Below are 25424 nucleotides of genomic sequence, written 5' to 3'. Positions count from 1 at the left end.
TATGGAAATGACAATTAAAGCAAGTGAAGAGCAGGTAAGAAAATCAAAATCGGCAAAACTGATTTTGTTGTTCGCAATGGTTAGTATGACCATGATGTTTGCAGGACTTACAAGTGCATTTGTAGTTAGTAAATCAAGAGCAGACTGGTTGACAAATTTTCAAATACCAACTGCATTTTATTTTAGTACAGCAGTAATTATTGGCTGCAGTGTTACTTTCTTTTTAGCAAAAAAAGCAATTGAAAAAGGAAACAGAAGCGCAACTTCAACATTTCTTTTAGGAACATTTGCTTTAGGAGTTTTATTTGTGATTTTACAATTCAGAGGTTTTGGGCAAATCATAGAAAGCGGATATTATATGACAGGACAGGGTAGCTCTATTACTACAACTTTCCTTTATGTAATTGCACTTATGCACCTATTGCACTTAGCAGGTGGATTAATTTCGCTTTTAATTATAATTTATAATCATTTTAAACAAAAATACAATCCGACTCAAACTCTTGGTATAGAACTAGGTGCGATGTATTGGCACTTTTTGGATTTATTGTGGGTATTATTATTTTTATTTTTATATTTCTTTAAATAAGAAAAAAACGTAAATTTGGGAACTTTTTAACGAATATCTTTTATGGAAGCGACAGTTACTACTGCAAATAACGACGAAAAAACTTGGGGAGGCGGTGAGCACATCCAGCCATTAGGAGCAAGTTATGGTAAAATGATGATGTGGTTTTTTATCGTATCAGATGCCTTAACATTCTCTGGATTTTTAGGAGCTTACGGTTTTTCTAGATTTAAATTTATTGAAACATGGCCATTGGCTGACGAAGTATTTACACACTTTCCTTTTATGCATGGTGTTTCGGCTCCTATGTATTATGTAGCCTTAATGACTTTTATCTTGATTTTCTCATCTGTAACAATGGTATTAGCTGTTGATGCAGGTCATCAATTAAAGAAAACAAAAGTCGCTATTTATATGTTCTTAACTATTATTGGAGGTTTAATTTTCGTTGGTTCTCAGGCTTGGGAGTGGAAAAACTTCATTAAAGGAGAATATGGTGCAGTAGAAACAAAAGGTGGAAGTTTATTGCAGTTTGTTAAGGCAGATGGAACAAGAGTTGCTCTTGCTGATTTTGCAGTAAAATTACCAGAACAAAGAGAAGCTTTAACAAGAAGCCATGCAACATGGTTTGTAGAAGATGCAGAAACACAGCCAACATATACTGTTGCTGAAATTCAGGCAGGATTTAAAGCTCACCCTGATGTATTAATCAGAACTGAAAAACTTACAGCTGAAAAGAAAAAAACAGTTTTAACAAGAGCTGAATCTGAAGCTCGTTTAGCTGAAGCAAAATATGTAGTAGAAGGAGCGAACTTAACTAGAAATGAATACGGAAGTAAACTATTCGCTGATTTCTTCTTCTTTATTACAGGATTCCACGGATTCCACGTATTTTCTGGAGTTATCATTAATATTATTATTTTCTTTAATGTATTATTAGGAACTTACGAAAAGAGAAGAAGCTACGAAATGGTAGAAAAAGTTGGATTATACTGGCACTTCGTAGATTTAGTTTGGGTATTTGTATTTACAGTATTCTACTTAGTTTAATTTTAGATTTTAATTATTATGTCACACGAGCACGTATCAAATACAAAAAGAATCTGGTTTGTTTTTGGATTACTATCAGTAGTAACTACAGTAGAAGTTATTTTAGGTATTTATAAACCAGGGTTTTTAGAATTTAATCATTTTATCGGTTTGAACTTGTTAAACTGGATATTTTATATCTTAACAATTTTCAAAGCTTATTATATTGTATGGGCATTCATGCACATGGAAGGTGAAAAAAGCAGCCTTAGATGGTCTGTTGTATCGCCAGTTATTTTCCTAGTATTATATTTATTGTTCATCCTGTTAACAGAAGGACACTATATTTATGGGGTTTTTAAAGATTCTACTATTAAATGGAATTTTTAACATGATATTAATTCGAAAAGAAGCTCCGTTTAACGGAGCTTTTTTTATTTTTGTACTTCAAAAACTTACGTTAAAACAATGAAAAAAAATATAGTTCTTTTTGTACTTTTTGTTTTACCAATTGTAGCCTATTTGTTTTTTGCCTCAGGCGTAAATAGTTTTACAAAACTTCCCGTAATTACTCCAAAAATTGCCGACTTTGGAAACTGGAAATCTCTCAATGGCAAAAAAGTTTCTCTGGATAAAAAAATAACCATACTAGGATTTTCCGGATCAAATATTCTCGAAAACAGAGGAAATTATTTTAACTTAAATGAAAAAATCTATAAACGGTATAATGGTTTTGAAGATCTTCAGTTTGTAGTTTTATGTCCGCTTGGCACTGAGAAGGAAGCTCAGAAAATTATTGATGCTTTGTCTCCTTTTACCGATGTTAAGAATTGGAATTTTGTTTTTGCTTCACCAGACGAAATACAGGTTTTTTATAATCAGCTTCATTTAAAAGGGAAATTAAATGATAAACTTGGAACTTCAAATGTTTTTATTGTTGATAAAGAAAGAAATTTGAGAGGACGTAAAGGCAGTAATAAAGATCAAAAGGAAGAGTACAAAGAAGGATATGATACTTTTCATCCATCAGAATTGAGTAATGAAATGCTTGATGATTTTAAAATCATTTTATATGAATATCGTGCAGCTCTAAAGAAAAACCATAATGCCACAAAACAACTTTAAACTTATTTATAATGTTCAAAAATAAATCTTATATAGGGATTTCGTTTATTATCTTGATTTTCGGAATTTATGCAGTACCAAAAATTGTTGACAGAATTAAAAATGGCGATGTTGTAAAAGGAAATCGTTTAGATAATGTTGATTCTAAAAATGCTAAAACAGCCGGAAAATTATTGACCATTGGTAAGGCTCCAAAATTTGAATTGACAAATCAGGATAATGTTAAAATATCAAACGAGACCTATAAAGGAAAAGTGTATGTTTTGGAGTTTTTCTTTACAACCTGTCCGTCTATCTGTCCCAAGATGAACATGAGCATGCTGGAAATAGAAAAAACTTTTTTCGGAAATCCTAACTTCGGAATTGTATCCATTACAATTGACCCAGCTCATGATACACCACAGGTTTTAAAAGATCATGCAAAATTATTAGGAGTGAAATCTTCAAACTGGAACTTTTTAACAGGGGACAGAAATACAATTATGGACTTGTCTAATAAAGGATTTAACCTTTATGCAGGAGAAAATTCTAAAGTAAGCGGAGGTTTCGAACATTCGGGTTTATTTGCTTTGATTGATAAAAATGGGAATATCCGTTGTAGAAAAGATGAATTTGGGAATCCAAATATTTATTACGATGGATTAGATAAAAAAGGCGTTAGAGAGATTCAGGAAGATATTAAAATACTATTAGAAGAATAAAAAATGGAAGATCAGTCATTAGAAAAAAAATACAATAAATACATCGTAGCCGTTTCAATAATAATACCGGTAGTTGTGGCAATTCTTTTTGGAATCAAATTAAAAGATTTTGGAATAAATGTTGAACCGCTTTCGTTTTTGCCTCCCATTTATGCAGCCATAAATGGTATTACGGCCATTGTTTTAGTTTGGGCGGTAAGTGCTGTTAAAAACGGAAAATTAAAACTTCACGAACGCTTAATGACTTTTGCAATTGCATTATCGGTTGCCTTTTTGGTAATGTATGTGGCGTATCATATGACATCAGACTCTACAAAATTTGGCGGTGAAGGAGTAATACGTTATGTATATTTCTTTATTTTAATAACTCATATTTTGTTGTCTGTAGCGATTATTCCTTTGGTATTAATTAGTTATGTAAGAGCGCTGGCGCAAAAGTTTGACAAGCATAGAAAGATAGCTAAAATTACCTTTCCGCTTTGGTTATATGTTGCGGTTACGGGCGTTATAGTTTATTTAATGATTTCTCCTTATTATGTATACTAAAAGTAAAATATCAAATATTCAAAATGCTTTGCTTGTTGGCTATCGCTCGAGTCTATATTCTAAATTGAAAAAACTATTTTTTGGAATTTGTGTTTTCTTAATAGGAATTTCGGCTAATGCTCAGTGTGCGATGTGCCGTGCGGCGCTTGCCGGCGACTCAAATGTAAAGAAAGCAGAAGCTGTAAATGATGGAATTGTTTTCTTGATGATAATTCCGTATTTACTTGTAGCAATAATAGGTTTTCTTATTTATAAAATGTACCGATCTAAAAAGAAAAAGGCAGAAATTTAATTCTGCCTTTTTTTATTTTAATCCGTTTACCGAAACATTTACAGTTCCGTTTATTTTGATAAAGGCTATAATTGCCTGATTGGTTAATTGAATTTTATCAAACTGAATATCTTCCATTTTTCCGTTTACAAAAACGCCGGGCATTGGCGAATAATTCTTTAGATAAGCGGCCATATTTTTCTTTCCATCTTCTAAATTGGGTTGGATTGAATATCGACAGCTTTCTTCTATTTTCTTCAAAATATAACCTTGTGCAAGCCAGTTTGCAGTTCGCATTAATTTGCTTTTTGTATCGAGAACATAATCCAATTTATCAAAATAAATTTCTTTGGTCTGAGGATTGTATTGCGGAAATCCATTTAAATAAAGCGTTCCGTTTATAGATCCTAAAACATCAAGCGCAATTACCATTTTGCCGTCTTTGTGCCAGATGGAAACATTTTTTACGGTTACCTTTTTGCTTCCGGAACCAAATTCCTGTCCGGCAAAATTCTTAGTCATTATTTTTGAAGCATCAACATAACTTGAAATGGCGGCAATGTTAGCTGAAATCTGGTTTGGGACTTTGGTAACGGGTTTCAAAACAATTTTACTGGTATTAAATTTAGATTCGGGCTGTTTGCCAACGATGGTTTCCATATTGCATTTCATTCCCATTTCCATCAAAAACGAATCATTTTTTAATTTTGCATTGGTTGAATAAATTTCGATAGGAACAATTCTCAGCCAGCTTTCGTAAGTATCACTCATTTGAAAAGGTGTACAAATTTTTTCTAAAGCAGATAAAACATTTGGTTTAAAATCCATTGATTTTTCAATAGCGTCATCAATTGTGTGTTCCAGTTTAGATTTAAAAATAGAAATAGCCGGGTTTATCAAATAAGTAATCGGCATATTTTTTCCAAAAACAGTCATCGTTGGACTTTCATTCCAGTCTAAAGATTTGAATTCGGTTTTAGTATTTAATTTCCAGTTTGTTAAAGCTGCTTCACTTGATAGTGTAATTACACCATTTAAATTAAACTCTCGTGTATCATAAAGTTCTATACCGAGTTTTTTGGTTCCAATTCTGTATTTAATATTAGCTTTTAGCGGAAGAATTGTTTTGATTTTTTTATCGGGATTTGCAGGATCGTTCTGAATTTTTATGGGTGCCTGTTTCCATATTTTTATCTCAATGTCGTCATCTTCGATATTATTATCTTCATAAATTAGTCCGTTTAAGATTGCATTTGTTTGATTTTCAATATCGCTTAATTTAACCGTAATCGGCAGATTTATAAACGATGGATTTGCATCATAAATTAATGGACTCGCGTCATCAGGCTCTGGTTTTAAAGTTTCTAATTTTTGAGAAGTAGAACAGCTTACGAATACAGCAGTAACCATAAACACTGAGATTAAGGAAAAAAATTTCATATTTAATGATTTTTTTAAGTCAGGCAAAATTAAGAAAACAATTAATTTATTCTGAGAAAGTGTAACATTTGATTATAACTTCCGTCTTATCTAGATAATGAAACATAATTATTAACGTTTTATTATCATAAATTACTTATAAAAAATATTATTATTGTTTTAAAAATTTAACAATACCATGATCGAAATTAAAGATTTGCACAAATCCTATAAAATGGGAAGTTCGGAGCTGCATGTGTTGAAAGGAATAAACTTTAATATTGCCGAAGGAGAATTAGTAGCGATTATGGGATCGTCAGGATCTGGAAAATCGACTCTTTTAAACATTTTAGGAATTCTTGACGAAGCCGATTCTGGTAGTTATATTTTAGACAAAACTCCAATTAAGAAATTAAACGAAACTTTAGCTTCAAAATACAGAAACAAATTTTTAGGATTTGTTTTTCAGTCTTTCAATTTGATCAATTATAAATCTGCACTTGATAATGTTGCTATGCCTTTGTATTACCAAGGTGTAAAGAGAAAAGAACGTTATGAAATTGCAATGAAATATCTTGAAAAAGTAGGGTTGGGTTCACACTCTCATCATTTACCAAATGAGCTTTCAGGAGGACAAAAACAGCGTGTAGCAATCGCAAGAGCATTGGCTTCAAACCCAAAAGTTCTGCTTGCAGATGAGCCTACAGGAGCTTTAGATACTAAAACTTCTTATGAAGTAATGGAACTTATTCAGGGAATTAACGATGAAGGAAAAACAATTTTAATCGTTACACACGAACCTGATATTGCTGCAATGTGCAAAAGAAATGTAGTCCTGAAAGACGGATTAATTATCGATGATAAATATGTAGAACAAGTTAGAGCTTCAGCTTATGTTTAATATTGAGCGCTGGCAGGAAATATTTGATGCCATTTCAAAAAACCGACTCCGAACCTTTCTAACAGGAATTTCGGTGGCGTCGGGAATCTTCATTTTGGTGATTTTGCTGGGGGCTGGAAAAGGACTTCAAAACGGTATCGAAAAACAATTTGAGCGTGATGCGGCCGGAATTATTGAAGTTTGGTCTGGTACAACAACAAAAGAATATAAAGGACTAAATCCGGGAAGACAAGTACAGTTTAGAAATAGTGATTACAATCAATCTGTTCAAAAATTTGAGGACAAATTAGATCTAAGAGCCTCGACACAAAATTATTGGGGAGCTCAATTTTCTTATGGCAAAGAAAATGGAAACTATCAATACAGAGGTGTAAATCCAGATTATGGCGGAATTGAAAATTTAACAATAGTGCAGGGACGTTATGTAAATAGTAAAGATTTAGAAAATTACGAAAAAGTTGCCACTATTGGAATGAAAATAAAAACAGATTTGTTTAAAGATCAGGATGCTCTTGGTAAAGAAATTCAAATTAATAATATCAATTTTAAAGTTATTGGAATTTTTACAGATCCGGGAGGAGAAAGAGAAGAAGCAAGAGCTTATCTGCCTTTGACTACTGTGCAAAGAACTTTTGGAGCCGGAGACAAAATCAGTAATATGTTTTTTACTTTAAAAAAGACAAATGATTATGATGAGGCTTTGGCGCAATCTGAAAAATTCACTCAGGATTTAAAGGATTTATTAAAAAGTAAAAATATGGTTGCTCCAGATGATGACAGTGGAATTGGAGCTTACAATTCGGTTAAGGATGCAAAACAATTTTACGATTTAAATTTATATATCAGATTGTTTTTCTGGTGGGTTGGTATTTGTACCATTATAGCCGGAGTGGTTGGTGTGAGTAATATCATGCTGATTATTGTAAAAGAAAGAACGAAAGAAATTGGAATTAGAAAAGCACTTGGTGCATCACCATTTTCTATTATTTCGATGATTCTTCATGAATCCATTTTTATTACTACAATTGCAGGTTTTGTTGGACTTCTGGCAAGTTTGTTATTATTAGAATTGGTTGGGCCAATGGTTCAAAGCGAATATTTTAGAAATCCTGAAGTAGATTTTAGTGTGGCTTTAACAACATTATTTTTACTTGTATTTGCAGGTGCAGTAGCAGGATTTTTTCCGGCTTACAGAGCGGCCAAAATTAAACCTATTGTAGCACTTAGAGACGAATAGTTATGTTTAAAAAAGATAATTGGGACGAGATTTTACAAGCCTTAACGGCAAATCCTTTCAGAACTATTCTGACGGCTTTTGGTGTATTTTGGGGGATTTTTATTTTGGTGATTTTACTTGCTGCCGGAAACGGTTTGGAAAACGGAATTAAAAAAGGATTTGACGGAATTGCCACAAACACCATGTTTATGTGGAGTCAGACAACATCTAAAGCTTATAAAGGACTTCCAAAAACCCGTAGATACGATTTTAGAAATAGCGATGTTACAGCTTTAAAAGCAGCGCTGCCAGATTTATTATATGTTTCACCAAGAAATCAATTAGGCGATTTTAACGGAACAAACAATGTAGTTCGTGGAACAAAAACGTCGGCATTTACCATTTATGGAGATTATCCGGAGCTGATTAAACAACAGCCGATGGATATTATTCAGGGCAGATTTATAAACCAGCAGGATATTTCAGGAAAGAGAAAAGTTGCCATAATCGGGAAAGGGGTTATCAGCGAATTGTATGGGAAAGAGGAAGAAGCTGTTGGGACTTATATCAAAATCAACGGTATAAATTTTATGGTTGTTGGTGTTTATAAATCTAAACAACAAGGAGGAAATGCTGAGCAGGAACAAAAAAATATTTTCATTCCGTTTACCACTTTTCAACAGGCTTTTAATTACGGAGATAAAGTGGGATGGATGGCGCTTACAGCAAAAGACGAAACCTCAATTACCGATCTGAAACCTAAAATTTTGGAAATAATAAAAGGACTTCATTCTATAAATCCTGCAGATGACAGAGCAGTTGGAAATTTTGATTTATACGAACAATTCAATAAAGTACAGAGTTTATTTAATATTCTAAAAATCATTGCTTATTTCGTTGGGACACTGGTTTTAATTTCAGGAGTAATTGGAATTTCAAACATTATGCTTATTGTGGTTAAAGAACGCACAAAAGAAATTGGAATTAGAAGAGCTTTAGGAGCAACACCGGGCGCAATTCGATCACAGATTTTGACAGAATCTATATTCTTAACCATCATTTCGGGAATGTTTGGTATTGCCGTCGCGACCGGAATTATTGCGCTTTTAAATATGGCACTGGATTCGATGCCGCCCGGCAACGACACTATGTTTGCTAATCCTAGTGTAGATTTAGGAGTTGTATTTGTTGCTTTAATAATATTAGTAGGATCTGGTTTGCTGGCAGGATTTATTCCGGCGCAGACCGCAATTAATGTAAAGCCGGTAGATGCTTTACGAACAGAATAAAATTATCAATCAAAATAATCGATTAAACCGAAAACAAAATGAAAAAAGGAGTAACCGTAACCATTTTAATTTTAATTGCTATTGTCTTTTTTGGCGCACTTTACTATTTATACGCGAAAAATCAGGAATCACCAGTTATCTTTAAAACGGAGAAAGCAGAAATCAAAACAATCGTAAAAAATACAATTGCGACTGGTAACATTCAGCCTGATGAAGAGGTCCTAATCAAACCAAATATTTCAGGTATTATTGAAGAAGTTTATATTAAAGCCGGAGAAAAAATCAAAGCCGGGGATATGATTGCTAAAATTCGAGTTGTAGCAAACGTTTCGAATGTAAGCAGTACACAAAATCAGGTTCAGACTGCTAAAATCGCTTTAGATAATCAGAAAAGAATTTATAAGAGACAAAAAACATTGTTTGAAAAAGATGTAATTTCAGCAAATGATTTTGATGCGGCTCAGGTTGCTTACAATCAGGCAAAACAAACTTACCTGGCAGCAAAACAAAGTTTAGATATTGTAAAAACAGGAACAACTTCATCATTAGGAAGTTATGCAAATACATTGATTCGTTCTACAGTAAACGGAATGGTTTTACAGGTTCCCGTAAAAGTAGGAAATCAGGTTATTGAAAGTAATAATTTTAACGAAGGAACTACAATTGCAAGTGTTGCCGATGTGGGAAGAATGATTTTTATTGGAAAAATTGACGAATCTGAGGTTGGAAAAATCAAAGAAAAAATGCCAATTGAAATCACCGTTGGAGCTATCGAAAACAAAAAATTTGAAGCAGTTTTAACTGATATTGCACCAAAAGGAGTTGTAGAAAACGGAGCCATTCAGTTTGAAATAAAAGCTAGATTAGAAAACAAAGATGAAACATTTATTAGAGCTGGATTGAGCGCAAATGCATCTATTATTCTTGAAAAAGCAGATAAAGTTCTGGCTATAAAAGAATCATTAGTTCAGTTTGATAAAAAAACTCAAAAACCGTATGTTGAAGTAGAAACAGCTCCTCAGAAATTTCAAAGAAGAGATTTGGTTCTAGGTGTTAGCGACGGAATTTATGTTCAGGTTAAAAGCGGAATCAAAAACACTGATAAAATTAAAATCTGGAATCAGGGTTTAATTGATGAAAAAGAAGAGAAAAAGTAATCTGAAATTGTAGAAGGTTTTTGGTTTTAAAAAATGTTAAATTTGCGTAGTCTGGTTTACTGCGCTTTCATTCAAAGTATATGAAAATAAATAAATATAATAGTCTTGTTTTTGCAATGTTGTTTGGTTTTGGATTGGCCGGCCATGCACAAACAAAACAATGGACACTGGAAGAATGTGTGCGATACGCATTAGATAATAATATCACGATTAAGCTGACAGAACTTGATTTAAAAAGTGCAGCGATAGATAAGAAAAGCGCAGTAGGTAATTATCTTCCTTCGGTTAATGCAAATGCTTCACATTCATGGAATATTGGTTTGAACCAGAATATTACAACAGGTTTGCTTGAAAACCAGACAACACAATATTCTTCTGTTGGAGCTTCTGTTGGGGTTGATATCTATAAAGGACTTCAAAATCAAAATACATTGAGAAGAGCTAATCTTTCGATTGTTGCTTCTAAATATCAATTGTTAAAAATGCAGGAAGATATTTCATTAAATGTCGCAAGTGCTTTTTTGCAGATTTTGTCTAATAAAGAGAATCTGAAAGTAAGACAGGAACAGTTAACGATTGATGAGAAACGCTTGTCTCGTTCTGAAGAAATGGTAAATGCTGGAACAATTCCTCGCGGAGATTTATTTGATCTAAAAGCTACTGTAGCAACAGATAAACAAAATATTACCGTTGCCGAAAATAATTTATTGATTTCAAAATTAAGTTTAGCTCAGCTTTTACAGTTAAAAGAGTTTGCAGATTTTGATGTAAAAGATGATACAAATCTTGAGGATGAAAATAATATCATGGCACAAAGTCCAATTGATATTTATAACAAAGCAAAAGAAACTAGAACAGAGCTAAAATTAGCACAAACAAATCTGGAGATCGCAGAGAAAAATGTGTCAATTGCCAGAGGAGCTTATCAGCCAACTTTAAGCGCTTTCTATAACTTTAATACAAGAGCAAGTTATTCTGATATTATTACAGGATCGACTATAAATACTGCAAACCCAACTTCTCAAATTGGATATGTTCAGGGGACAAATCAAGCAGTTTTACAAGACAATTACTCTCCGGTTTTAGGAAATGCTGCTCCTATTTTGGATCAGTTTAAAGATAATAAAGGGCAGTCTTTTGGATTACAGTTATCAGTACCAATATTTAATGGTTTCTCTACCAGAAACAATGTTGAAAGAAATAAAGTAAGTTTAGAAAAATCTAAAATAGATTTAGAGCAAAAAAGTTTAGATTTGCAGCGTAATGTTTATACTGCATTTACAGATGCAAAAGGCGCTTTAAATACATATGAATCTGCGACAGTTACTTTAGAAGCCAGACAGCAGGCATACAATTATGCTAAAGAAAAATATGATGTTGGTTTAATGAATTCATTTGATTTTACTCAAGCACAAACTTTGCTTACAAATGCCCAATCTGACGTTATTAGAACGAAATACGATTACATGTTTAAAATTAAAATACTTGAATTTTATTTCGGAATTCCAATAGTTCCAATTATTACAAAATAATTTATTATGTCAAAAAAAACAGTTTACTTCTTAGTTGGTGCGGTCTTAGTTGTCATTGCAGCATTAATAGGACTTTCCAAAGCAGGAGTAATAGGAAACAGAGATGAAGGAAAAGAAGTAGAAACATCAAAAGTTGTCGCTTCGACAATCGTTGAAACGGTTTCGGCAACTGGAAAAATCCAGCCAGAAATCGAAGTAAAACTTTCATCTATGGTTTCCGGTGAAATTATTGCACTAAATGTAAAAGAAGGCCAAGTTGTAAAAAAAGGAGATTTGCTGGTAAAAATAAATCCTGATTTATATACATCAGGATTAGAAAGATCGGTAGCTAATTTATCAGGAACAAAAGCCGGATTAGTGCAGTCTGAAGCCAGTTTTAAAGAAGCAAAAGCAAATTATGAACGTAATAAAACACTTTATGAAAAAGGTGTAATTTCAAAATCAGATTGGGATAAAGCCATTTCGACTTATGAAGTTGCAAAGGCTACAAAACAATCTTCTTATTATAATGTTCAGAGTGCTTCGGCATCAGTAACAGAGGCTAGAGATAATTTAGGCCGCACCACAATTTATGCTCCTGCAGATGGTACAATTTCAGTATTAAATGTGGAGCTTGGCGAGCGTGTTTTAGGAACGCAGCAAATGGCAGGAACAGAGCTTTTAAGAGTTGCCAATCTTAATAATATGGAAGTTGAAGTTGATGTAAACGAAAATGACATTGTAAAAATTAAGATTGGAGACGAAGCAAATGTTGAAGTCGATGCTTATTTAAAAAAGAAATTTAAAGGAGTTGTAACCAGCATTTCAAACTCTGCAAGCACAACATTAACATCCGATCAGGTTACAAATTTCAAAGTTAAAGTTCGTATTTTAAAAGATTCATATCAGGATTTATTGGAAGGAAAGCCAGAAGCCTATTCTCCTTTCAGACCAGGAATGACCGCTACTGTTGATATTATCACAACGACTAAAAACAATGTTCTGGCTGTGCCTATTAGTTCTGTTGTTGTAAAATCGGATACAACAGCCGTAAAAGATTTTACAGTTGAAGATCCAAATGAGAAAAAAACAGTTCCAAAAAGCGACAAAAAATTTGAATGTGTTTTTGTAAAAGTTGGGGACAAAGCCAAAATCAGAATTATCAAAACAGGAATTCAGGACGATACCAATATTGAAGTAATGTCTGGATTGAAACCGGGCGATGTGGTAATTACCGGACCTTATACAACCGTATCAAAAGAATTAAATTCGGGTGATAAAGTAAAACTAAAAAAAGCCGACGCTCCTAAGAAATAAGTAATGAGGCTTCGACTTCGCTCAGCCTGACAAAATAATTTAAAAATTACACACATTGTCTTTTATTCTCAATATAGAAACCGCTACCAAAAACTGTTCAGTCTCAATTGCAAAAAATGGAGAAACTGTTCTCTGTAAAGAAATTGCTGAAGAGGGCTATTCACATGCCGAAAAACTTCATGTTTTTATTGAAGAAGTTATTGCAGAATCTGGAATTTCAGTTCAGGATTTAAATGCTGTTGCAGTAAGTCAGGGGCCTGGTTCTTATACAGGTTTACGAATTGGCGTTTCGGCAGCAAAAGGATTGTGTTTTGCATTAAATATTCCGCTTATTGCGGTTGATACTTTACAGACTTTGGCATCAAAAGCCAATGTTTCAGAAGGTAAAATTATTTCAATGCTGGATGCCAGAAGGATGGAAGTTTACAGCGAAATTTTTAATACTGATTTAAAAGTTGAAAGAGGAATTCAGGCTGAAGTTATTACAGAAGATTCTTTTTCAAATTATACAGAAAAACTCTATTTCGTGGGAGATTGCGCCGAAAAATGCAAACCGGTTTTAACTAAAGATAACTTTATTTTTCTTGAAGAAATTAAATATCCTTCGGCAGGTGAAATGAGTAAAATCAGTTATGACAAGTATCAAAAAAGCGACACTGTAGATGTCGCTTACTTTGAACCTTATTATTTAAAAGATTTTATGATGACTCTGCCTAAAAAGCAGTAATAGTTTTTTATTTTTGAAGCGTAAACGGCTGAACAGAAATTCCTGCTTCGTCTAAAGCGGTTTTACAATTCTCTAAAGTTTCAGAAAAAACAGCTCCATAATTTACATTTTTTGCCCACGGACGAACTGCAAAATCTACAGAACTTGCCGATAAATTTTTCACAAAAACTTCCGGTGCAGGCTTTTTAAGTACTTTTGGATTTTTATTTAAAACATCCAATAGAACTTCTTTTGCCTTTTTAATATCAGAATCATAAGAAACAGAGAATGTCAAATCAGCTCTTCTTTCTCCCTGCATCGAATAATTAATAATTGTTCCGTTTGACAAAGCTCCATTAGGAACAAAAACGGTTTGATTATTTCCTGTCAACATTTTGGTTACAAAAATCTGAATTTCTAAAACCGTAGCTATAACGCCTTGCGCTTCGATGGTGTCACCTACTTTAAAAGGTTTAAAAACAATAATCAGCATTCCGCCGGCAAAATTTGAAAGCGAACCCTGCAATGATAAACCAACTGCAAGCCCCATTGCACCTAAAATGGCAACAAATGAAGAAGTTTCAATTCCGAGTTTTGAAATGAAGGTTACAAATAATAAAATTCGAAGTGCCCACAATAAAATATCGGCAAGGAATTTTGTCAAAGTTGGGTCAAGATTTCTCTTAACCATAATTTTTCTAATTACTCTATTGATTAATCGAATCGCATATAAACCAACAAATAAAATTAAAAATGCCGAAATTAATTTTGGCGAATAATCAATTAAAATATTGATAAATTTTGTTGCGTAATTACTAAACTGTTCGGGATTGATGTACATATTTTTTGAATAAAAAAACCTTCTCTAAGAGAAGGTAAATTAATGCTGCAAATATAAATATATTTTGTTTTTATATGAAAAGAGTTAGAATTACTTCTCTTCTTCTGAGTCTGATTCGGTTACGCCGTCTTCGCTTACATCAACAACCGTTTCAGATACAAGTTCGTAATCAGGATTTGTATTTTCTGAAATCACTTCTTTTATAGAATCAAATACATCATTAATTAAATCAGCGGCATTTTCAAGTATAGGTTCTGCAGCTTCTTTAACTTCTTCAAAAGTGTTTTCGGCTTCATGAGCCAAATCTGCTGTAGTTTCTTTGGCAGAACCGAATAAATTGCTAAAAAATGATGATAATCCCATGGTTTTAAATTGATTAGTTACGATTACAATATTAATTATTTTTAGAGAAAAACAATTTAATTTCTCATTAATTAATTGATATAAAAAAACGCCTCAATTGAGGCGCTTCTGTTTTTTATCTAAATTTAAATTTTATGCATTCAAAGCTTCAACTTTAATAGCTTCATCATTCAGCATACTTTTCAGCATATTTTCGATACCGCTTTTTAAAGTAAATGTAGATGAAGGGCAACCGCTGCAGGCACCTTGTAAAATAACTTTTACCGTTTTGTCATCTTCGTTATAAGAGTCAAAAGCGATATTTCCACCATCGGCAGCAACTGCAGGTTTTACATATTCTTCAAGAATATTAATGATTTGCTGAGACGTAACATCAAGTTTATCAAAAGCCTCATCTTTTGCAACATCATTTTTAGTAGTAGTCTGGATTAAACTTTCGTCTAAAACAGTTCCTCCGTTTTCGATAAATTGCTTGATAAATGTTCTTAATTCCAGAGTAATTTCAGACCAGTCGTTGATTTCGTATTTAGTAACCGAAATGTAATTTTCATCAATAAATACTTCTTTCACATAAGGGAATTTGAATAATTCCTGAGCCAGCGGTGAAGAAGCTGTCTGGTCAATGTTTTTATATTCTACAGCATTTCTAGTCAGCATTCTGCTAACAACAAATTTTAAAGCAGCAGGGTTTGGAGTTGTTTCTCCGTAAACTGTAATAGGATGTTTTTTAGCTTTGTTTTCGTCAGCTTTTATAATAACTCCGCCTTTGTCTACAAATGCTGCAATCTGCTCTGCAACATCTTCTTTTACATCATTCCAGTCTACAATGCTGTATCTTTCGATTGCAATGAAATTCCCTGAAATATAAACGGTTTTAACAAACGGAAGGTAAAACAATTGCTGTGCTAAAGGCGAAGCATTTGCTTCGTCGATATTTTTGAACTCAAAGTTTTGATTTTGAGTAATGAAATCTTCAAATTCGAACTTTAAAATAGTAGGATTTTGTGTTTCTTTTATAGTGATTTTTGTCATGGTAGTAATTTTTTGCAAATTTACTAAAGTTATTTTCTACTATTACCTATATTTGGTTTTTTAATAAAATAATTAAGACTCTTTCGAGATAATTCGTACGAAATTATTAAGAGTGAAAAAATTAGACTAACTAACCACCCATCATGAAATTAAAAATCAGGTTATTAATTGTTTTTTTAATAACATCTTTTTATACATATTCACAAGAAGGAATCCCGGTTTATTCAGATTATTTGTCTGATAACTACTATTTGATTCACCCTTCAATGGCTGGGGCAGCAAATTGTGCAAAAATCAGATTAACAGCCAGAAAACAGTGGTTTGGACAAGAAGACGCTCCTTCTCTTCAAACCTTAAGTTTTAATGGTAGAGTAGGAGAGCGTTCTGGAGCCGGAATTATTGTTTTTAATGATAAAAACGGTTACCATTCTGAAAAAGGAGTTAAACTTACTTACGCGCACCATATTTTATTTTCGAGAGACGAGGTCGATTTAAATCAGCTTTCTTTTGGTATTAGCGGAGGATTGATTCAGAATCAGTTAGATGAAACAAAATTTGGCGGCACTTTTGATCCAATTGTTTTTGGTTCGATTCAAAAAGATTCTTATTTCAATTTAGATATAGGAGCATCTTATAATTATCTTGATTTTTATGTTCATGCAACAGTTCAGGGCGTTCTTGAAACCAGAAGAGAATTATATACTGATTATGAAAGTGATAATTTAAGAAAATACCTTTTGAGTGCAGGTTATGTTTTTGGTAAAAGAGATAAGATTACTTGGGAACCGTCTGTTTTATTTCAATTATTTGATCAGACAAAAGAAAAATCTATTGACTTAAACTTAAAGGCGTATAAGAATTTAGATTTCGGAAGTTTGTGGGCCGCTTTATCGTACAGAAGAAGCTTTGATGGAGCTGAGTTTAGTTCAGGAAGTGGTGTTTCTTCTCAAAAATTGCAATATTTTACCCCAATTGTAGGTGTTAATTTTAAAAACTTTATGTTTGCTTATACTTACTCTCAGGTTATGGGAGACGTAAAATTTGATACCGGAGGATATCATCAGATCACTTTGGGTGTAAATTTATTTTGTCGAAAAGAACGTTACGATTGTAATTGTCCGGCAATTAATTAAAAAATTTGTTATGCTTATTAAATCTGTAAACGGAAAATCACCTTCTATCCCGGAAGATTGTTATGTGGCCGAAAATGCAACTATAGTTGGCGATGTTACTTTTGGTGAATCTTGCAGCGTGTGGTTTAATGCAGTGGTTCGCGGCGATGTACATTTTATTAAAATAGGAAATAAAGTAAACATTCAGGACGGAGCTATAATTCACTGTACGTATCAAAAGCACCCAACAATTATAGGAAACAATGTTTCAATAGGACATAATGCCATTGTTCACGGATGTACGATTCATGACAATGTTTTAATTGGTATGGGATCTATTGTTATGGATAACTGCATTGTCGAAAGTAATTCGATAATTGCTGCCGGAGCAGTTTTAACTCAAAATACGGTTGTACCTTCAGGAACTATTTTTGCGGGCGTTCCTGCTAAAAAAGTTAAAGATATTGACCAATCTGATTTTGCTGGTGAAATCGAGCGTATTTCAAATAATTACGTAATGTATTCCGGCTGGTTTAAAAACGAGGAATAATTATAAATTGATCTTTTCGAAGAAAGCATTTTTATAACTTTCACTAATAGGAATTCGTTTGTCACTTATCAAAACTTTATTTTTCTGAATAGATTTTACGTGTTTTATATTGATAATGTACGATCTGTGAATGCGTGAAAAACCTTTATTAGAGAGCAGGTTTTCGAGTTTAATTAAGCTTATTAAAGTTAGTGTGAATTTATTATCTGTCGTATAAATTTTTACGTAATCCTTTAATCCTTCGATAAATAAAATATCAGAGAAATTCATTTTTACGTTTTCATATTCGGCTCTTACAAACATAAAATCCTGTTCGGCTTCAGGAGTTGTAATGTTTTCAGCAATTGCCTGAACTGTCGCAGCAGGATTATTAATTTGCTGTGCTCTGACAACCGATTTTAAAAAACGATGAAACGGAATTGGTTTTACCAAATAATCGACTGCGCCAAGATTAAAGCCTTCTACAGCATAATCAGAATAAGCAGTTGTAAAAATGACTAAAGGTTTTTTTTCTATTGTATTTAGAAAATCTATTCCGGAGAAATGCGGCATTTGAATGTCCAGAAAAATTAAATCAACATTGTTCTGATTGATGTACGAAACAGCATCAATGGCATTGTTGAAAGTATTTAACAATTCTAGCGAATCAACTTTGCTTACAAAATCTTCTAATAATTCAACTGCTAAAGGTTCATCGTCTATAATTACACATTTCATCTGTTATAAATTAAGTTTTAAATTGTTTTTGGCAGTCAAAAGTAGTTTTAAACCAATCAATTAAGTTTTAAAATTATCATAAAAAGCTTAACTAAGTTTTAAAATTATCTGAATAAAATTTATGGCGTTTTAATTTCATCCAGTTTAAGACTTAGATGAACGCGATAAAATTTATTATCCTGATTTATAGTTAATTCATGTGCGTCAGGATAAAGCAAATCAAGTCGGCTTTGAATATTTACAAGACCAATTCCTGAATTTTCAGGATCTTTTTCATAGTTTTCGATAGTATTCTCAATCCAAAAATCAAGATTGTTTTCTGAAATAAATATCTTAATTTTTACATGCGTTGCGCCTTTATAATCAGTTCCGTATTTAAAGGCATTTTCTACAAAAGAAATCAAAAGCAAAGGTTCAATAAACTTGTTTTTGGTATTCCCGTGTACGTTTATTACAATGTCTTCAATATTATTAAGCCTAAGTTTTTGCAGTTCTATATAATTTTGAATGTAATTGATTTCTTTCTCTAAAGCCACCGTTTTGTTATCTGTTTCATAAAGCATATAGCGCATTAATTCAGATAAAGTTACGATGGCATCAGGAACCAAATCAGATTTTTTATGTGCCAGGGAATAAATACTATTTAAGGAATTGAATAAAAAATGCGGATTGGTTTGCTTACGCAGATATATCAATTCAGTATTTGTTCGGTGTGTTTCGGCGATTAATTTATTTTGCTGATTATTGTAAAACTCTGTTAATGTTCTAATAACTGCACTTATTGTAATAATTAAAATATAGAAAAACGATGGTCCAATTTTAAAAAATAAGGGCTGTTTTGCTGCTGTCATCATCACTCTGCCTCTGTGATTTTTATAAAGATTAATGGCCTCGGGAGGAAACATCCGGGGTCTTGCATGCCTGAACTCCGGAATAAAATAATTAATCCGGATGATCATAAAAACCGAGATAATAACAAAAATGAAAAGAAAATACTTCCAATATTTTTTTTGTAAAAGAAGGGCAGGCACCAAATAAAAATAATTCAGATAAAACAATAAAATTCCTGTTGCCCATTGTACATAAAAATCATTACTGATTCTAAACGGGCTTTCATAAAACTGAATTAAAGATGTCAGAATAAAGAAAACCCAGAGTATACCATGAAACAGGATTTTATTTGAGTTTGTATTTTTAATGGCGTCTAGTTTCATTTATAATTTTATTTTTAATAAAATTAATTCATTTTTGCTTATTGTTGGCGATAAGTTATGTTTGAGTTTGTCTACAACTAAATGAGCCGTTTTTAATGCATCTTCTTCTGATGCAAAACTTTTATTGTCACTTACAACAGGAATAATCGATTGTTTAATGATGATTTTATTTTTATAAGAAATTGAATATCCCCAGCCCGATTTTGTTCTAAATGATTCTGTTTTTAAGACTTCTTTTTTTGTACAGGAAGCCATTAATAAAACAAGAATCAAAAACAATAAATTCTTCTGGATTTTACTCCAGAAGAATTGTGTACTATTAATTATCATCGTCGCTTTGTTCATCTTGTGGTCTAAATTCCCAGGCATCATCATAATAAGTCGAACCAACTCTTCCTAACATATAAAATCCACGATTGTTAATGGCAAAACCTACAGCATCAGTTCTTGTTGCCCCCTCCATGGCAGTTCTTTCTTCCCAAAGATCTGTAGAAGGATTATACTCCCAAACAGTTTTAATGTTTTCTCCGCCTACAACATATCCCAATCCGTTCATAGAAAAACTAGAAGCGTTTGATCTTGTGATAGCATAGTCATCATTCCAGGAATAATCATCATTTGTATCTTTATCGATATCTCTTTTTCTTGTCCATGTATCAGTTGCAGGATTAAATTCCCAGAAATCTTCCTGATACACACCATTATTAACTCCGGTAACTAAATATGCTTTATCAGAAATTACAAAAACCGTTGCGTTGCGTCTTTTATTACCGCTAAAGCCGTTTACTAGTGTCCATGTATTAGCCTGATCGTCATATTGATAAAAATCTTTTAAATAATTACCATCGTAACCAGTTCCAAAAAATGCTTTTCCTCCAGCCTGAAAACCTACAGCACCGTAGCGTCCTGTTCCGGCAAAATCTGCTTTTTGAGTCCAGCTGTTGCTAGTTGGGTCGTATTGATAGAAATCTTTTAGTTTATTTGTACCATCATAACCAAGGCCAACATAACCTTTGTCATTTAATGTAAAAGCAGATGCAGAACTTCTTCCTACTCCTGTAAAATTTGCTTTTTGTTCCCAGTAATCTCCAGTTGAGTTATAAGCCCATAAATCTTTTAAATATTCGTCTCCGGTATAACCTGTTGCGATATAAGCAAAGTCTCCAATAACAAAACATGTTGCACTAGATCTTGCAGGACCGTCAAACGCCGATTTTTTTATCCAGTTTCCTACTAATTCATCTTCATCGTCGTTGCTGCAGCTTACAAAAAACAAGCTCGAAAGCAGGGTAGCGAATAATATTCCTTTTTTTAGATTATTCATAGTGTATTAATTTATTTATTGTTTGTATTTGATGCCTATTCCTAAAACGTATCCGTTACTTATATTAAAATCATAAAGGGTATGGTTATGATCATCGGTTAATTTGTATTTTTTATCAAAATCATATCCGGCTTTAAAATTTAAAAACCAGTTTTTATCAACATTTCTTTCATATTCAAATGATGTTGTCATTTGAGATAAAACTGCTTTTGAAGCATTTTGATTTATGCTGTTTTGAATATTGTAAAAACTTCCGTTAAAACTGTTATTTAAACTAAACTTGTTTCTAATATTATTTGAATAAGAAATAGCAGAATTTGGAAATCCTATCAGTAAATTAGTTTGATCGTTTGGCTTATAATTTATTGATGCAAAAGGCAGAAATTTAGGATTTCCAAAAATGCTTGTTCTCGCTGCTCCAATACTTATTGTTGTTTTTGAACTTAATTGCTGTGATATTTCAAAATTTCCTAAAAGTGTAAAATCAGAAAAGCTTAAATTTTGCTGGAAATTAAATCCAGGTGTAATTCCAAAATTTAATTTTGTTGCATTTGATATTTGATGCGAAAATTCAAATTTGTTTTGAATTTTTTGAAACTGATCTAATTCCTGAAACGGTTCATATTTATCTAAATCGTAGTTTAAATTCAAATTTGAATATTCTAATGTATTTGTTATACGGCTTTTTGGATTTATTTCTTTGCTAAATAATAACCCAACATTTGTTTCGGTAAAATTTATATTATCAGTAGGTTCTGTTTTTAAATTCATGTTTACCGAAAATTTTTCCTGCGCTTTCATATTTAGAAATGACACAAAAAAAACCGAACAAATTATTAACCTTATTTTCATTACTTCTTTATTGGTTCAAAAGTAGGTTGGAGAAGGTTTTAAAAAAAAGAAGATATATGTATGCCCCTTTTTGATAGACAAAATGGTGGTTTTTATGGTCGAATGAAATATTTATTTACATAAATCTATTGTAGATGTTTTTGGGGCTTTTATAGTCGAAAAAACCTAGACTGTATATGTTATAGTGCTGTGCAGAAGTTCGCCTTTTATATTTGCTCAAAAATATTGATTATGCGCAAGATTTTATTTCTATTGTTTTTTGCTTTTACGTTATTTTCATGCGGCACCGATACAGATGCTGGCGAATTTGTTGTGGGTTCGGATTATTTATCCCTGAATAATAAAGTTGTTATGGTCGATACGGTTACGGTCGAAATGTCTACAATAAATTTTGATTCGCTCGTTACTTCAGGTCAGAGTCGTATTTTGATTGGTAATTATGATGATCCTGTTTTCGGTAAAGTAAAATCAAATGGGTATTTTCAACTATCGGGGAGTTCATATGCGTTGAATAATTCAGGTTCTGATACTGAAGCTGTAAATTTTGTTTTTGACTCTATTTCGATGATTTTGAAGTACGATAATTATTATTACGGAGATACAACTCAGGTTCAGAAATTTGATATTCACAGATTAACACAAAAAGTAAAACCTAACACTGATGATGATAGTTTTTACAATAATTCAACTTTGACTTATAGCGATGAAAGTCTGGGAACCATTTCATATAAACCTCGTCCAATAGAAAAAGACTCTATTAATATTAGAATGAACGATGCTTTTGGAGACGCTCTTTTTCAAAAAATAAAGAAGAGAGAAATCACTGGATTAGATGAATTTAAAGAGTATTTAAAAGGATTGGTTCTTGTTCCTTCAACTACAAGTTCATCAAGTGTAATTGGGTTTAGTTCGTCTAAAAGCAAAGTCAGACTTTATTATTCCAAATACCAGAATGATACCGAAGCAGATTCTTTTTTTATTGATTTTTTGATGTCAAATGCGTCAACACAATTTAATTCTATTTCTCTCGATAAAACCGGTACTTTAATCCAAAATCTGCCTATTTCGAGTCAAAGACTTTCAAGTTCCTTAACCAATAAACAAGGATTTATACAATCAGGAACAGGAGTAGCCTGCCGAATTGATTTTCCTAATATAAAACAGCTTAAAAATATTTCTAGCAAAGGGGCAATTGTTGATGCACAGTTATTTATAAAACCTGTTAATAATTCTTATTCAGATAAATATCCATTGGCAGATTCTCTAAAGGTTTATGTTGGAGATAACTTAAACAGAATTAGCGGTTCTCTTCAAAATGCAGCTGGTTCAGCCGTTTACGGAATTCTAAACAAGAAAAGTGACGAATTTAATGAAAACCTGGGTTATACTATTCCATTGGGAAGTTTTCTGCAAAAAGAAATGCTCAAAGCTTCAGATTCGAGATCGGCATTAATCTTAACCTTACCAGGAATATCAAAATCCGTAAACAGACTTGTTTTGGGAGATCAGAAACACGCAGATAACAAAATTCAAATTAAGGTTTATTACATCTCATACTAATGAAAAATAAAATATTTTTTTTGAGCTGCTTCATTATAATGTCGTCTGCCTCATTTTCTCAAAGTATATCAAGCTCTCCATATTCTTTATATGGTGTAGGGAGTTTATATGATTCAGATTTCGGATCTATTCCCTCAATGGGTTCTTCAGGAATAGCTTTACCATCTACCGATTTTATTAATAATTTGAATCCTGCTTCGCTTGGTTTTATTCCCCTCAATCATTTTATGCTTGATGTAGGAGGAAAAGCGATAGCAACCACTTATCAAAGCGGTTCAAAAAGCGAGAAGCGCAACAATTTTCAGTTTTCTCACTTTGCTTTAGCATTTCCTATTACGAAGAAATCAGGATTTAGTATTGCATTACGCCCATATTCAAGTGCATCTTACAAAATTTCAAATCTAAAACTTCCTATTTTAGATAGTAATGAATCATATTATTTAACTGCCGGTGGTTCTGGCGGACTGAATAATTTTGATTTTTCATATGGGTATCGTTTAAATGAAAAGTTAACTGTTGGAGCTTCGGCTGCTTTATTATTCGGTAATATTGTTGACGATCGCACTTTTACAATTTTAAATTCAATTACAAATATTCATAAGAAAACAGATTATAACGGACTTCGTGCCACTATAGGAAGCCAGTATAAAATCGATTCTACGTTTACGATTGGAACAACTATTAAATTGCCCGCTCAAATTAAAGGATCAAAAGTACAATCTGTAGAAACAATTACCGATAATGTTTATGGTTCTATTGAATCGGATATTGCTTCTGAAGTTGACGATTATTACATGCCTTTAGAAATAGGAGTAGGAGTTAGTAAAAAGTTTAAAAAAGCTTTAAACGTAACATTTGATTACCAAAAAAGTTTATGGAAAGATGTAAAACAATCAGATTTATACGGAGAATATGTAAATCAGGACAGATTTGCACTTGGATTAGCTTATCTTGATGAAAACAAGAATTTTAGAAGATATTGGGATAGAATTCAATATTTTGCCGTAGCGAATTTTGATACAGGATATCTCGAAATAGACGGCAAAAGAGTTAATAATGCTTCAATATCTGTTGGAATTAAACTACCAATCGAAAATTCTCTTTCGTCTCTTAATATTTCATATTCATACGGACAAAAGGGCAGAATTTCAAATGATTTAATTAAAGAGAACTACCATAAAATATCTCTTAATTTATCGTTAGACGGAATTTGGTTTGTAAAACGAAAATTTGAATAGTGATTAAAATTCTTTTTCGATTACGGGATATTTATTTTCCAAAATAGATTTTAACACTGCGGGATTTGAATTGACATAAAATTCAGGATCATTATGCAATGCGTCTGTAAAACCAACTTTTTCACGCAGGATGTTTTGTGTTTGTCTTGCTACGGCTTCACCAGAATCAATAATTTTAATGTGATCCGGAAGTATTTTTTTAATTTGAGGAATCAGGTATGGATAGTGACTGCAGCCTAAAACCAAATAATCAATATTAGCATCAATCATTGGCTGTAAATAAGATTCTAATAACTGAGTCATTTCCGGCGAATATAAATTACCGTCTTCAATTAACTGAACTAAGCCGTAACCAACTTGTTCGATAATTGTAGTGTGCTGAAACATTTCAGCTGTTTTATTAAACAACTCGCTGTTTAATGTTCCTTTTGTGGCCAAAATGCCAATAACTTGTGTTTTTGAATTGTTGGCAGCAGGTTTTATTGCAGGTTCAATTCCTATAAAGGGAATATCATAATCATTACGAAGTTCGCGTATTGCATTTGTTGTAGCTGTATTACATGCTACGACAATTAATTTGCAATTTTTTTCTAATAAAAATTCGACATTTTTTTTGCTTAGGGCAACAATTTCTTCTTTTGTTTTTTGACCGTATGGAGCATTTTTGCTATCTGCTAAATAGATTGTTTTTTCGTTTGGAAGTAAATCGTGAATTTCTTTCCAGATTGAAGTTCCTCCAATACCAGAGTCAAAAACACCTATAGGATTATTGTTTGTCATAATGCAAAATTAATATTTTTTGAAATAAAATTATATTCCAATTTAACTGAAATCTGCGAGTATTAATGAAATTTAATTTTAATTA

Annotated in this window: 28 protein-coding genes; 18 read left to right on the top strand and 10 right to left on the bottom strand. The window is 32.4% G+C overall.

The genetic code is table 11. The features are described from left to right. Position 1: 1 nt before the first annotated feature. The 7 genes from BUC29_RS01310 to BUC29_RS01280 all read left to right on the top strand — a co-directional run bounded on the left by BUC29_RS01310 (position 2) and on the right by BUC29_RS01280 (position 4261). Positions 2-589, top strand: a complete 588-nt coding sequence (locus tag BUC29_RS01310; protein ID WP_073412620.1) for a cytochrome c oxidase subunit 3 — start codon at positions 2-4, stop codon at positions 587-589. Positions 590-631: 42 nt separating this feature from the next. Next, positions 632-1618 (top strand): cytochrome c oxidase subunit 3, encoded by a 987-nt coding sequence (locus BUC29_RS01305; RefSeq protein WP_073412618.1) that lies wholly within the window; start codon positions 632-634, stop codon positions 1616-1618. Between the two features lie 18 nt (positions 1619-1636). Further along, entirely contained in the window at positions 1637-1987 is a 351-nt protein-coding gene (locus BUC29_RS01300; RefSeq protein ID WP_073412616.1) for a cytochrome C oxidase subunit IV family protein, read from the top strand. A 78-nt stretch (positions 1988-2065) separates the two neighbouring features. Then, positions 2066-2722 carry a hypothetical protein gene (locus BUC29_RS01295; RefSeq protein WP_073412614.1) on the top strand — a complete coding sequence of 219 codons (657 nt, stop codon included), beginning with the start codon at positions 2066-2068 and terminating at the stop codon, positions 2720-2722. Between the two features lie 11 nt (positions 2723-2733). Then, positions 2734-3423: an SCO family protein gene (locus BUC29_RS01290; protein WP_073412612.1), complete on the top strand. Its 690-nt coding sequence runs from the start codon at positions 2734-2736 to the stop codon at positions 3421-3423. Positions 3424-3426: 3 nt separating this feature from the next. Then, entirely contained in the window at positions 3427-3969 is a 543-nt protein-coding gene (locus tag BUC29_RS01285; RefSeq protein WP_073412610.1) for a DUF420 domain-containing protein, read from the top strand. 64 nt (positions 3970-4033) lie between these two features. After that, entirely contained in the window at positions 4034-4261 is a 228-nt protein-coding gene (locus BUC29_RS01280; RefSeq protein ID WP_244160732.1) for a hypothetical protein, read from the top strand. 12 nt (positions 4262-4273) lie between these two features. Here the strand turns inward: BUC29_RS01280 and BUC29_RS01275 are convergent, their stop codons facing one another. Beyond that, positions 4274-5680, bottom strand: a complete 1407-nt coding sequence (locus BUC29_RS01275; protein WP_073412606.1) for a DUF4403 family protein — start codon at positions 5678-5680, stop codon at positions 4274-4276. Between the two features lie 178 nt (positions 5681-5858). Here BUC29_RS01275 and BUC29_RS01270 point away from each other — a divergent pair, with 178 nt between their 5' ends. The 7 genes from BUC29_RS01270 to tsaB all read left to right on the top strand — a co-directional run bounded on the left by BUC29_RS01270 (position 5859) and on the right by tsaB (position 13777). After that, positions 5859-6560, top strand: coding sequence for an ABC transporter ATP-binding protein (locus tag BUC29_RS01270; RefSeq protein WP_073412604.1), 702 nt, complete (start codon positions 5859-5861; stop codon positions 6558-6560). Further along, positions 6553-7797 carry an ABC transporter permease gene (locus tag BUC29_RS01265; RefSeq protein WP_073412602.1) on the top strand — a complete coding sequence of 415 codons (1245 nt, stop codon included), beginning with the start codon at positions 6553-6555 and terminating at the stop codon, positions 7795-7797. The genes BUC29_RS01270 and BUC29_RS01265 overlap by 8 nt, the downstream gene beginning before the upstream one ends. A gap of 2 nt (positions 7798-7799) precedes the next feature. Continuing rightward, the gene (locus BUC29_RS01260) at positions 7800-9065 is read left to right on the top strand and encodes an ABC transporter permease (protein WP_073412600.1); all 1266 of its coding nucleotides are present in this window, start codon (positions 7800-7802) and stop codon (positions 9063-9065) included. A 38-nt stretch (positions 9066-9103) separates the two neighbouring features. Then, entirely contained in the window at positions 9104-10222 is a 1119-nt protein-coding gene (locus tag BUC29_RS01255) for an efflux RND transporter periplasmic adaptor subunit (RefSeq protein WP_073412598.1), read from the top strand. 80 nt (positions 10223-10302) lie between these two features. Next, the gene (locus tag BUC29_RS01250; protein WP_073412596.1) at positions 10303-11754 is read left to right on the top strand and encodes a TolC family protein; all 1452 of its coding nucleotides are present in this window, start codon (positions 10303-10305) and stop codon (positions 11752-11754) included. A gap of 6 nt (positions 11755-11760) precedes the next feature. Then, complete coding sequence (locus BUC29_RS01245; protein ID WP_073412594.1) at positions 11761-13050, top strand: efflux RND transporter periplasmic adaptor subunit; 1290 nt, start codon at positions 11761-11763, stop codon at positions 13048-13050. Between the two features lie 55 nt (positions 13051-13105). After that, positions 13106-13777, top strand: coding sequence for a tRNA (adenosine(37)-N6)-threonylcarbamoyltransferase complex dimerization subunit type 1 TsaB (tsaB, locus tag BUC29_RS01240; protein WP_073412593.1), 672 nt, complete (start codon positions 13106-13108; stop codon positions 13775-13777). 7 nt (positions 13778-13784) lie between these two features. Here the strand turns inward: tsaB and BUC29_RS01235 are convergent, their stop codons facing one another. From BUC29_RS01235 to BUC29_RS01225, 3 genes are all read right to left on the bottom strand, one after another. Beyond that, positions 13785-14597: a mechanosensitive ion channel family protein gene (locus BUC29_RS01235; RefSeq protein WP_073412592.1), complete on the bottom strand. Its 813-nt coding sequence runs from the start codon at positions 14595-14597 to the stop codon at positions 13785-13787. 90 nt (positions 14598-14687) lie between these two features. Continuing rightward, positions 14688-14960, bottom strand: coding sequence for a hypothetical protein (locus BUC29_RS01230; RefSeq protein WP_073412591.1), 273 nt, complete (start codon positions 14958-14960; stop codon positions 14688-14690). Between the two features lie 132 nt (positions 14961-15092). Next, positions 15093-15992, bottom strand: a complete 900-nt coding sequence (locus BUC29_RS01225) for a NifU family protein (protein WP_073412590.1) — start codon at positions 15990-15992, stop codon at positions 15093-15095. 143 nt (positions 15993-16135) lie between these two features. On the opposite strand from BUC29_RS01225, the gene BUC29_RS01220 reads away from it, so the two are divergent. Together BUC29_RS01220 and BUC29_RS01215 are read left to right on the top strand one after the other, a co-directional pair. Next, positions 16136-17125, top strand: a complete 990-nt coding sequence (locus BUC29_RS01220) for a PorP/SprF family type IX secretion system membrane protein (protein WP_073412589.1) — start codon at positions 16136-16138, stop codon at positions 17123-17125. A 10-nt stretch (positions 17126-17135) separates the two neighbouring features. Beyond that, positions 17136-17654 (top strand): gamma carbonic anhydrase family protein, encoded by a 519-nt coding sequence (locus BUC29_RS01215; protein ID WP_073412588.1) that lies wholly within the window; start codon positions 17136-17138, stop codon positions 17652-17654. Here the strand turns inward: BUC29_RS01215 and BUC29_RS01210 are convergent, their stop codons facing one another. The 5 genes from BUC29_RS01210 to BUC29_RS01190 form a co-directional block, all read right to left on the bottom strand. Then, the gene (locus BUC29_RS01210; RefSeq protein ID WP_073412587.1) at positions 17655-18371 is read right to left on the bottom strand and encodes a LytR/AlgR family response regulator transcription factor; all 717 of its coding nucleotides are present in this window, start codon (positions 18369-18371) and stop codon (positions 17655-17657) included. A gap of 119 nt (positions 18372-18490) precedes the next feature. Next, positions 18491-19585: a sensor histidine kinase gene (locus BUC29_RS01205; protein WP_073412586.1), complete on the bottom strand. Its 1095-nt coding sequence runs from the start codon at positions 19583-19585 to the stop codon at positions 18491-18493. Continuing rightward, the gene (locus BUC29_RS01200) at positions 19586-19915 is read right to left on the bottom strand and encodes a DUF4907 domain-containing protein (protein WP_073412585.1); all 330 of its coding nucleotides are present in this window, start codon (positions 19913-19915) and stop codon (positions 19586-19588) included. Beyond that, positions 19905-20909 (bottom strand): Kelch repeat-containing protein, encoded by a 1005-nt coding sequence (locus tag BUC29_RS01195; RefSeq protein ID WP_073412584.1) that lies wholly within the window; start codon positions 20907-20909, stop codon positions 19905-19907. The genes BUC29_RS01200 and BUC29_RS01195 overlap by 11 nt, the downstream gene beginning before the upstream one ends. A 15-nt stretch (positions 20910-20924) precedes the next feature. Next, on the bottom strand, positions 20925-21710 hold the full coding sequence (locus tag BUC29_RS01190; protein ID WP_244160731.1) for a DUF6268 family outer membrane beta-barrel protein: 786 nt from the start codon (positions 21708-21710) through the stop codon (positions 20925-20927). Positions 21711-21992: 282 nt separating this feature from the next. On the opposite strand from BUC29_RS01190, the gene BUC29_RS01185 reads away from it, so the two are divergent. After that, positions 21993-23321, top strand: coding sequence for a DUF4270 family protein (locus tag BUC29_RS01185; protein ID WP_073412582.1), 1329 nt, complete (start codon positions 21993-21995; stop codon positions 23319-23321). Next, positions 23321-24559 carry a BamG family beta-barrel-assembly machinery protein gene (locus tag BUC29_RS01180; RefSeq protein ID WP_073412581.1) on the top strand — a complete coding sequence of 413 codons (1239 nt, stop codon included), beginning with the start codon at positions 23321-23323 and terminating at the stop codon, positions 24557-24559. The genes BUC29_RS01185 and BUC29_RS01180 overlap by 1 nt, the downstream gene beginning before the upstream one ends. Positions 24560-24562: 3 nt before the next feature. Here BUC29_RS01180 and murI read toward each other — a convergent pair whose 3' ends face one another. Beyond that, positions 24563-25339 (bottom strand): glutamate racemase, encoded by a 777-nt coding sequence (murI, locus tag BUC29_RS01175; RefSeq protein WP_073412580.1) that lies wholly within the window; start codon positions 25337-25339, stop codon positions 24563-24565. Between the last annotated feature and the right edge of the window lie 85 nt (positions 25340-25424).

This window comes from Flavobacterium defluvii (genome assembly GCF_900129555.1).
GTDB classification, from domain to species: Bacteria; Bacteroidota; Bacteroidia; order Flavobacteriales; family Flavobacteriaceae; genus Flavobacterium; species Flavobacterium defluvii.
Note: the sequence above shows the minus strand (reverse complement) of the source record. Positions and strands in the feature narration are given on the sequence as shown.

Excerpts from the sequence above, each read along its gene's own strand:
- BUC29_RS01250 (WP_073412596.1), top strand. The coding sequence starts at position 10,303 with ATGAAAATAAATAAATATAATAGTCTTGTTTTTGCAATGTTGTTTGGT.
- BUC29_RS01290 (WP_073412612.1), top strand. The coding sequence starts at position 2,734 with ATGTTCAAAAATAAATCTTATATAGGGATTTCGTTTATTATCTTGATT.
- BUC29_RS01300 (WP_073412616.1), top strand. The coding sequence starts at position 1,637 with ATGTCACACGAGCACGTATCAAATACAAAAAGAATCTGGTTTGTTTTT.
- BUC29_RS01180 (WP_073412581.1), top strand. The coding sequence starts at position 23,321 with ATGAAAAATAAAATATTTTTTTTGAGCTGCTTCATTATAATGTCGTCT.
- BUC29_RS01270 (WP_073412604.1), top strand. The coding sequence starts at position 5,859 with ATGATCGAAATTAAAGATTTGCACAAATCCTATAAAATGGGAAGTTCG.
- BUC29_RS01235 (WP_073412592.1), bottom strand. The coding sequence starts at position 14,597 with ATGTACATCAATCCCGAACAGTTTAGTAATTACGCAACAAAATTTATC.
- BUC29_RS01200 (WP_073412585.1), bottom strand. The coding sequence starts at position 19,915 with ATGATAATTAATAGTACACAATTCTTCTGGAGTAAAATCCAGAAGAAT.
- BUC29_RS01310 (WP_073412620.1), top strand. The coding sequence starts at position 2 with ATGGAAATGACAATTAAAGCAAGTGAAGAGCAGGTAAGAAAATCAAAA.
- BUC29_RS01265 (WP_073412602.1), top strand. The coding sequence starts at position 6,553 with ATGTTTAATATTGAGCGCTGGCAGGAAATATTTGATGCCATTTCAAAA.
- BUC29_RS01295 (WP_073412614.1), top strand. The coding sequence starts at position 2,066 with ATGAAAAAAAATATAGTTCTTTTTGTACTTTTTGTTTTACCAATTGTA.
- murI (WP_073412580.1), bottom strand. The coding sequence starts at position 25,339 with ATGACAAACAATAATCCTATAGGTGTTTTTGACTCTGGTATTGGAGGA.
- BUC29_RS01190 (WP_244160731.1), bottom strand. The coding sequence starts at position 21,710 with ATGAAAGCGCAGGAAAAATTTTCGGTAAACATGAATTTAAAAACAGAA.
- BUC29_RS01210 (WP_073412587.1), bottom strand. The coding sequence starts at position 18,371 with ATGAAATGTGTAATTATAGACGATGAACCTTTAGCAGTTGAATTATTA.
- BUC29_RS01275 (WP_073412606.1), bottom strand. The coding sequence starts at position 5,680 with ATGAAATTTTTTTCCTTAATCTCAGTGTTTATGGTTACTGCTGTATTC.
- BUC29_RS01225 (WP_073412590.1), bottom strand. The coding sequence starts at position 15,992 with ATGACAAAAATCACTATAAAAGAAACACAAAATCCTACTATTTTAAAG.
- BUC29_RS01260 (WP_073412600.1), top strand. The coding sequence starts at position 7,800 with ATGTTTAAAAAAGATAATTGGGACGAGATTTTACAAGCCTTAACGGCA.
- BUC29_RS01305 (WP_073412618.1), top strand. The coding sequence starts at position 632 with ATGGAAGCGACAGTTACTACTGCAAATAACGACGAAAAAACTTGGGGA.
- BUC29_RS01255 (WP_073412598.1), top strand. The coding sequence starts at position 9,104 with ATGAAAAAAGGAGTAACCGTAACCATTTTAATTTTAATTGCTATTGTC.
- BUC29_RS01215 (WP_073412588.1), top strand. The coding sequence starts at position 17,136 with ATGCTTATTAAATCTGTAAACGGAAAATCACCTTCTATCCCGGAAGAT.
- BUC29_RS01185 (WP_073412582.1), top strand. The coding sequence starts at position 21,993 with ATGCGCAAGATTTTATTTCTATTGTTTTTTGCTTTTACGTTATTTTCA.
- BUC29_RS01195 (WP_073412584.1), bottom strand. The coding sequence starts at position 20,909 with ATGAATAATCTAAAAAAAGGAATATTATTCGCTACCCTGCTTTCGAGC.
- BUC29_RS01245 (WP_073412594.1), top strand. The coding sequence starts at position 11,761 with ATGTCAAAAAAAACAGTTTACTTCTTAGTTGGTGCGGTCTTAGTTGTC.
- BUC29_RS01230 (WP_073412591.1), bottom strand. The coding sequence starts at position 14,960 with ATGGGATTATCATCATTTTTTAGCAATTTATTCGGTTCTGCCAAAGAA.
- BUC29_RS01220 (WP_073412589.1), top strand. The coding sequence starts at position 16,136 with ATGAAATTAAAAATCAGGTTATTAATTGTTTTTTTAATAACATCTTTT.
- BUC29_RS01205 (WP_073412586.1), bottom strand. The coding sequence starts at position 19,585 with ATGAAACTAGACGCCATTAAAAATACAAACTCAAATAAAATCCTGTTT.
- BUC29_RS01285 (WP_073412610.1), top strand. The coding sequence starts at position 3,427 with ATGGAAGATCAGTCATTAGAAAAAAAATACAATAAATACATCGTAGCC.